The following is a 7207-nucleotide window of genomic DNA, read 5'->3' on the forward strand; positions in this document are numbered from 1 at the left end:
TGAGAACGACTTGATGGCCTACTTGGCCATGATGTCGGTTAGGCTGATCGAACTACACTGCGCTGAAGCCAACCGGATCAATGTATCTGCACTGCGACCCGACTGCGAGCCACTATCTGAAAACCTTGCTCGACGCCATCTTTGGGTTTCAGAGCTTCACCAACGAGATCATCTGGAAGCGCACTAGTTCCAAGAGCGATCATTCGCAGGGAGCCAAGCGCTTCCCCCGCGTACATGATACCATACTCTTTTTTCGCAAGACGCCCGCTTCGACGTTCCAGCCGGTGTTCACTCCACTGAGCGACGATTACGTCGACGCCAAGTATCCACACGTCGACGCGGACGGACGTCGCTACGGATTGTGGGACATGACTGGCCCTGGAGGTGCGGCGAAGGGCAATCCTTACTATGAGGTCATGGACGTCTCCCGGTTCTGGCGCTACTCGCGTGACCGCATGGAACGCATGGTTGCCGAAGGGCGCGTTGTGCAAAACCGGCCGGGGAGTGTGCCGCGCGAGAAGCGGTATCTGGACGACAGTTCGGGCGTCGCGATTGGCGACGTGTGGACTGACATCCACCCGATTAATTCGCAAGCCCGTGAGCGGCTCGGCTACCCGACACAGAAGCCGCTCTCGCTCCTAGAGCGGCTTATCCTGGCCGCGTCGAACGAAGGCGATGTCGTGCTTGATCCGTTCTGTGGATGTGGGACCACCGTCCATGCGGCTGAGAAGTTGGCCCGGAAATGGGTCGGGATCGACGTAACCCATCACGCCATCACAGTCATCGAGGAGAGGATCGCAGAAGAGTTTCCGAACCTCAAGATCGAAGTAGAGGGACGTCCTCGCGATGTAGTTGCAGCTCACGACCTTGCCCGGCGCGACAAGTACCAATTCCAGTGGTGGGCGAATTGGCTATTCGGCGTACAGCAATACCGCGAACGGAAAAAAGGGACCGACAAAGGGATCGACGGTGAAATCTTCTTCCTCAACGGACCGAGAGGAGTTGGCCGCGTCATCACATCCGTTAAGGGCGGCGGGACGATAGGGGTCCAGGCGGTGCGGGACCTTCGAGCTGTGATCGAGCGCGAGAAAGCGGAGATGGGCGTCCTTGTATCCCTAGGCCATCCTACCAGCCCGATGCGCGTCGAGGCGGCATCGGCGGGCTTTGTCCAAACTGCACATGGGTCGTTTCCACGCATCCAGCTGGCGCCCGTCTCCGAGTTGTTCTCGGGGATCAAGCCCCGCCTGCCAATGGCAGCGCCCCTAGACCAACTTCGCCCGCCAAAACCGGCCAAGGCGAAGAGGGGAGTGGACGACCACCAACTCCAGTTCGTCTACAGCTTCCAAGGCGGGAAGCAACTGGGCGAAGCCGGAGAGGTCGTCCACATTGACCCACGGCAACGGGTCAGCCGCATGTAGCAGCTTAGTGCGGGGTGAGCTGGGCCGTTGGCTATGTCTCCGATGACCTCTTTGAAAGCTAGCTTCAATGGCGTCGCAAGAAGGTGTTAAATTGGAGAAAGTCTGTTCGGGTCGCATCAGCTGTATGAGGAACGTCGGCTTCGGAGAACCTGATCGAATGTCCCTGGTGCGGTACAGTCCTTACAAGCGGATCCTGCAACGTTCGCTTTTGAGCCGAAGCATATATGCTGCAGATTCACTGAATCGTATCTTTTGGCTGCACCTTCGGGTATCTGCTGTTCTGTAGTCTAGCCAAACAGTTAGGGACCAGCATTATTGGAAAATCGTGATTGAATTGGGCTCAAATCGACAGTGATGCGTGTATTCATAATATTCGCGCCTGATTAAGAATCATTATATGTTGTCTTGAGCCTTGTTGCTGAGGCCGAAACTGCGGGCGTCGTGCGCGATCCGTCATCACGATTTGCATTATCAGGGAGGCATGACCACGGAACAGCTGACCAAACCGGAGCTTAAGGAGCTGGGGCATCGGATCGCCGTCGCCCAGGGAAATTTCTTCATCAAGGAGCTGCTCCGGAGCAGCGGCGCAATGATCGGGACGACGAAGGAGGATTTCGCGATCAATCTCGCTTCGGCCATCGATGACGACGTCATTACCCAGGAGGTGTTGGAAGCATGGCTCGCGGAGGTTGAGGGATGGGGCGACCAGCATCTCTACCTCGTCGAGCCGCCGCAAACCGAAGCTGCCGCGCTCGCCGGCGGCATCGCCGCAAGCCCGCACGCCGGCTCCCTGGGTGCGACCGCCAGCCTCGATTTTCCGGACATGCTCGAGCTAAAGCATATCGGTCTAGACGCCGTCGGCCTTTCAATGGTCTGGTACCAGCGCAAGGAAGGGTGGAATCGCTGGAGGCCAAAGGATTTCTTCTCGGATGAAGGGCTCGAGCGGTACCGGTTCGATGCCTATCGCCAGCGCTTTGACCGCAGCATCGTTCGATACGAATGGCGCTTCGGCGATCCTTATTGCGCAATCCTGATCCATCGCAACACCGAGATCGACCATGATGCCGTGTTCGCGGACATCTGCGCGGCGCTGGCGGCGATCGGCTGTTCCGATGTCCCCTTTACTCGGATACCGCTCAGCCAAGCGGTGAAGGTCGCAGCCACCAAAGATAAGGGCCTGCATTCGACGCGCTTCGAGCTCGACAGCGGCTATGTTGAGATGGCATCCACCTTGCCGGAAGGCGGCATTGAGTCGGTGGAGCCGGTTCGCGTCGTACTTCATGCAGTGGATGCAAGCCAGTTTGACAGGGCGCTGGGCATGCTTCATTTCGCTGCCGAGGAGCACGGGATGAGCCGACGCATTGCCGTCCAGGTCTATGGCGCCGAGGCAAGGCTCCGAATTTGGGCGCAATGCAAGCGAGCGGACGTGTTTCAAATCCTCAAGGTCCTCTGGGGCTATAACAGCGAGCCATGAGTGCGCCGAAAACGCTCGAGAGCCGCTGTAGGGCGGAAATCGCCCGGCGCCTGGAGCAGGGTGACGGTCTGGAATTCTCGCCGGCGCAATTCGCTCAGGCGATCGGCGTGCCCGCTGGGGACAAGGCACTGGAAGCCTTTTTCGACGAGGCCGTGGCGTCGGCCGCGGTTAGCAGGATCAAGGCCTGTCGTTGTCCGGTGTCCGAGTGCAGTAGGATGCTGAGCCCGGCCGGTGCGCCTTACGCAATCTGTCCTTATTGCCACACCGATTATCAGCAGGAAGGCAAGGAGGTCCTCGTCGAGTATTTCTACCGGCTTGAGGGCCAAACCAGCCGCGACATAAGATGGATGATTGTCATCCATGGCATGAACAGCCGCGCCAAATGGCAGGAGGAGTTCAGCTGGGAGATCGCCAATCGACTTCGCTACTCGGCGCCGGTGCTCATCTACAAATATGGCTGGGCGACGATCGACGTGCTGGCGAGATGGCTTCATCGAAGGCTGGCGAAGCGGCTCGGCGAGAGAATCAGGGTTGCGATAGAGCAGGCGATTGAAAGGCAACGTCCTCCGCGTCCGGACATCATCGCGCACAGCTTCGGCACGCATCTCCTTTCGCTGATCTTGGAGAATCCGGATTTTGAGGACCTAAAGTTCGGCCGCATTATCACTGCGGGGAGCATCGTACGCCCCGATTTCGATTGGGAGCGTCAGATCGCTAGCGGGCGGGTGGAAGCCGTCCTCAATCATGTCGCGGCGAAGGATAAAGCCGTGCCGTTCTCGCAATATGTCATTCCGGGCGCTGGACCTGGCGGAAGGGCCGGCTATGCCGCGAAGGCCATTCTCAACGTTCGAAATATGGATTTCGGCCACTCGGACTTCTTCGAGCCTGATAATCTTCGCTTGCTGATCGCAGATGGAGGCCTGTGGCATAGCTTCCTAACGCATCCGCTGTCGCATTTTAGCCCCAACGGGGCCTTTGCGCCCAATCGCGCCTGGAAACCTGCGCCGCTGCTGCTGCGTGGGTTGGCGCGAACCCTGGGATACACCCTCTTCTGCTTGATCGCGCCATTGTCATGGCTACGCCGCCGGCTTGATCCATAAACGCATGTCGTTTCATGAAATTTTGATCGTGCCTAGGTGCTGCGATTTGAGATCGTAGGTTTGCCATTGGCGCGATCCTGACATTCAGTCAGTGGATACGCCGGGGGAATGGCGGCCTTGACCCGAAATCAACCTTCGCACATCGAGCCCTGAATGGCTGCTTTGCGCCCAAAGTTTGCCGTAGGGGACCGCATTTGGGCTTCCTGAGAGCAGACGTCGTCTGCAGCTTCACTGGAGGTCAAGCAGGCAACTATTGGCAATAATGCGGGGAGAGCGCAGGATTGTCCAAAGGGCCTTCGCCTGCGACAGGACATTTGCGCGATGAATCAATTTGGTAGCGAACCAGTTCGTGATCCTGCGGACCTCGGCTTCGACAAGGCGCGGCTGGCGCGACTGAAGCGGTGGATGCAGCGATATGCCGACACCGGGCGCTGGCCGGGTGGTGCGGTGCTCATCGCGCGTCATGGAGAACTCGCCTTTTTCGACTGCGCCGGGCACGCCGACGTCGAAGCCAAGCGGCCTTGGCAGCGCGACCTCATCGCCCGCATCTACTCGATGACCAAACCTGTCACCGCCGTCGCGCTGATGATGCTGTACGAGGAGGCGCGCCTGCATCTCGACGATCCGGTCGACGCTTACCTGCCGGAATTCAAAAACAGGCAACTTCTGATACCGGGCGCAACGTCGCTGGACCAAACAGTGCCCATCAAAACGAAGATAACGATCCACCATCTGCTGACCCACACATCTGGCCTAAGCCTTTTTACGAACCCCCGACTGCTCGGTGAAGCTTATGCCAAGGAAAAACTCGGCCTCGCCCTTGCTTACGGTGGGCTCGACAAGATGGTGCGGAGGATCGCCGAGTTGCCATTGGAATGGGAGCCGGGCACGAAATGGCAATACAGCACCGGGTCCGATGTCATCGGCCGCATCGTGGAAGTCGTTTCCGGAATGACGCTCGACAAGTACTTCGCGACTCGCATCTTCGAGCCCCTCGGCATGACCGACACCGGCTTCTCTGTGCCGGGGTCTGAGATCAGCCGTTTTCCCCCGCTCTATGAGGCTATGGCTGGCGGAATGGCATTGCACGAAGCGCCGGAGGTTTCGGAGTGGCGGCAAGGCAAGGTTGATACGTTCTGCGGCGGAGGCGGGCTCGTTGGAACCATCGACGACTATTGGCGGTTCACCGAAATGCTGCGGGCTGGAGGTGAACTCAACGGCGAACGCATCCTCAGTCCCCGCACTTTGAGATTGGCGGCGTGCAATCACCTACCGGGAGATCTTGCCTCGATGGCAACCGAAGTTTGGGCCGAAACCCAGTTTGACGGCGTCGGGTTCGGTTTGTTGGGCTCCGTCGTCCTCGATCCGGCTAAGGCACAAATTTCGGCGCAAGTGGGCGACTATGGCTGGGGCGGGGCGGCAGGCACCTTCTTCTGGGTAAGCCCGGTCGACGACATGGTTGTCATTCTCTTCACGCAACTGCTGCCTTCAAGCGCCATTCCGGTGCGCAAAGAGCTGCGCGCACTCGTCCATGGTGCGTTGACAGGGGCCTGAGACTCGTCAACAGAAACTGCGCGAGCAACCTTGCGCTTAGCAAGCTGGGCCGGCTCGGCTTCGTCGTGCTCGATGAGCTCTTCGCCCAAGCCGGCGGGCAGTTGCTCTTCCATCTCATCAGCCGGCTTTACGAGCGGACCTCGCTTCCGGCATCGGTCATCTCACGACGATGCCCGCGCAACCTGAATGTCCGCTCTTGAGGAACCGCAGCCTGAAGCTGCCTATCCCCTTGCGGCCCCAAGGCTGCCGGGCGCAAGGCGCCTCATGTACAAACCCGCTCCGCGGGAGGGTCGCCTAGTTGTGGGGCTGCGGTAAATCATCGTCCGTGAGCAGGTAAAGGTTGCTATCAGACGATGAAGTTCCTTCAACGAGAGGAACTCCCCATGGCTACTCGCTTCAACGAAGGCCGACATGAGGGCGTCCCAGCGACGGGGCGCTCTGTTTTTATTCGCGCGACGTGCGCGCTATCCGCCCCGCTCCGCAGTGTCGCCTCTCGATCCCGCCGAGCCAAGATCCGCTCGCCTATACCCAAATGGTGGGAATGCGCTATGGATGCCGTCATGAGACAGTCACCTGGCAAACTTGGTACGGAAGCGCGCATCTACGCGAAAAATCTCGCTTACGAGATTGCTCGACGAGAGAGGATAGGCGCGCCTGCGCTCGATCCCGGCGGCAAGGCGACGACGTGGCGCGATGCGCAAGTAGCGTTGCGTCATGCGTTCATGGATGAAGGATCGCCGCCGCGACGGGTAAAGCTTCTTGATGCCGCTGCCACGCGTCTGGAGCGCCTCCCTCCCTCTGATCGTGGTTTTCGCATAGCGCTATTCTCGGAAGGCAGCCGGCAGGCATCGATATTCGATCTGCGCATGCTGGTGCATGGCAGCCATCCGCTTGAAGGGCTGGAGCACGAAAGCGGAGTAACTGCGCTATGCGCCACCTTGACAACGAAACGCAGCAAGCGCGACGCTTTTGATGTCGTCCCATCTGTTTACCTTTCCGATCACACCATCGGGCGCCTGCGCGAGCGTTCTGAGCAATGGAGTACCCCCGAGGCTGGGTTAGCTGCTCTGCATATCGCGACCGTTGCTGCCGATCTTGCGCGTGCTGACCATCGGTTGAGTTTCTTGAAGATGTCTTCGCTGTCCTGCGCGATCGATGGAGGTATCCTTACGGGAGCGATGCGACGCAGCCCCGTCGACGATGGGACCGTCCCTCTATGGGACGTCCGCACGCTGCTTGATGACGATTTCAAACTCGATCCGGCGACTGTTCAGCAGGCCAGTCAAGTCGCCGAGCTTGTCACTCGCGTCCTAGTAGGTGGCGAGAACTGGATGACGATCAGCCTTCAATCGAGGAATGGTGACGCTATCGATTTCGTTGAACCGCGCGAGGATCATGTCACGGCGACGCTGCGCGCTCGAGTGGGGGTCAAGAACTGACGCGCGGTGGGCGGCGAACGAAAGACCATCCTTGTTTTCCGGATGAGAATGCGCCACGTGCATCTGCATCCAAAGAGGCAGTGATATTCCGTTGTCAATCTTGGGCCGGAAGCAGGCGTTCTATGTGCCTCGCGACGAATGGCATCTGTGGACGCCCCTTCGGACGCAAGCGATTTTTTTGGCGGTAGGCACGATGTCGGATGCTGCCATCTGTCCGGCCTC

5 protein-coding genes and 1 pseudogene are annotated in these 7207 nt (G+C 59.1%); all 6 read left to right on the forward strand.

Annotation, left to right across the window (positions count from 1 at the left end):
* The first annotated feature begins 80 nt into the window (after positions 1 to 80).
* The 6 genes and pseudogenes from NKG95_RS32720 (at position 81) to NKG95_RS32745 (ending at position 6985) form a co-directional block, all read left to right on the forward strand.
* Positions 81 to 1418, forward strand: a complete 1338-nt coding sequence (locus NKG95_RS32720; protein WP_353043706.1) for a DNA methyltransferase — start codon at positions 81 to 83, stop codon at positions 1416 to 1418.
* Positions 1419 to 1833: 415 nt separating this feature from the next.
* Entirely contained in the window at positions 1834 to 2892 is a 1059-nt protein-coding gene (locus tag NKG95_RS32725) for a hypothetical protein (protein ID WP_353043708.1), read from the forward strand.
* A gap of 215 nt (positions 2893 to 3107) precedes the next feature.
* Complete coding sequence (locus NKG95_RS32730; RefSeq protein ID WP_353043709.1) at positions 3108 to 3992, forward strand: hypothetical protein; 885 nt, start codon at positions 3108 to 3110, stop codon at positions 3990 to 3992.
* A gap of 321 nt (positions 3993 to 4313) precedes the next feature.
* Positions 4314 to 5546 carry a serine hydrolase domain-containing protein gene (locus tag NKG95_RS32735; protein ID WP_353043710.1) on the forward strand — a complete coding sequence of 411 codons (1233 nt, stop codon included), beginning with the start codon at positions 4314 to 4316 and terminating at the stop codon, positions 5544 to 5546.
* A gap of 44 nt (positions 5547 to 5590) precedes the next feature.
* Positions 5591 to 5692, forward strand: a pseudogene (locus tag NKG95_RS32740) (IS21-like element helper ATPase IstB); the annotation flags it as partial.
* Between the two features lie 402 nt (positions 5693 to 6094).
* On the forward strand, positions 6095 to 6985 hold the full coding sequence (locus NKG95_RS32745) for a hypothetical protein (protein WP_353043711.1): 891 nt from the start codon (positions 6095 to 6097) through the stop codon (positions 6983 to 6985).
* The last annotated feature ends 222 nt before the right edge of the window (positions 6986 to 7207 follow it).

Source organism: Mesorhizobium sp. M1423, assembly GCF_040317575.1.
In the GTDB taxonomy this organism is placed as follows: Bacteria; Pseudomonadota; Alphaproteobacteria; order Rhizobiales; family Rhizobiaceae; genus Mesorhizobium.

Coding starts and splice junctions, on each gene's coding strand:
- NKG95_RS32720 (WP_353043706.1), top strand. CDS start 81: ATGTATCTGCACTGCGACCCGACTGCGAGCCACTATCTGAAAACCTTG.
- NKG95_RS32735 (WP_353043710.1), top strand. CDS start 4,314: ATGAATCAATTTGGTAGCGAACCAGTTCGTGATCCTGCGGACCTCGGC.
- NKG95_RS32745 (WP_353043711.1), top strand. CDS start 6,095: ATGGATGCCGTCATGAGACAGTCACCTGGCAAACTTGGTACGGAAGCG.
- NKG95_RS32730 (WP_353043709.1), top strand. CDS start 3,108: ATGCTGAGCCCGGCCGGTGCGCCTTACGCAATCTGTCCTTATTGCCAC.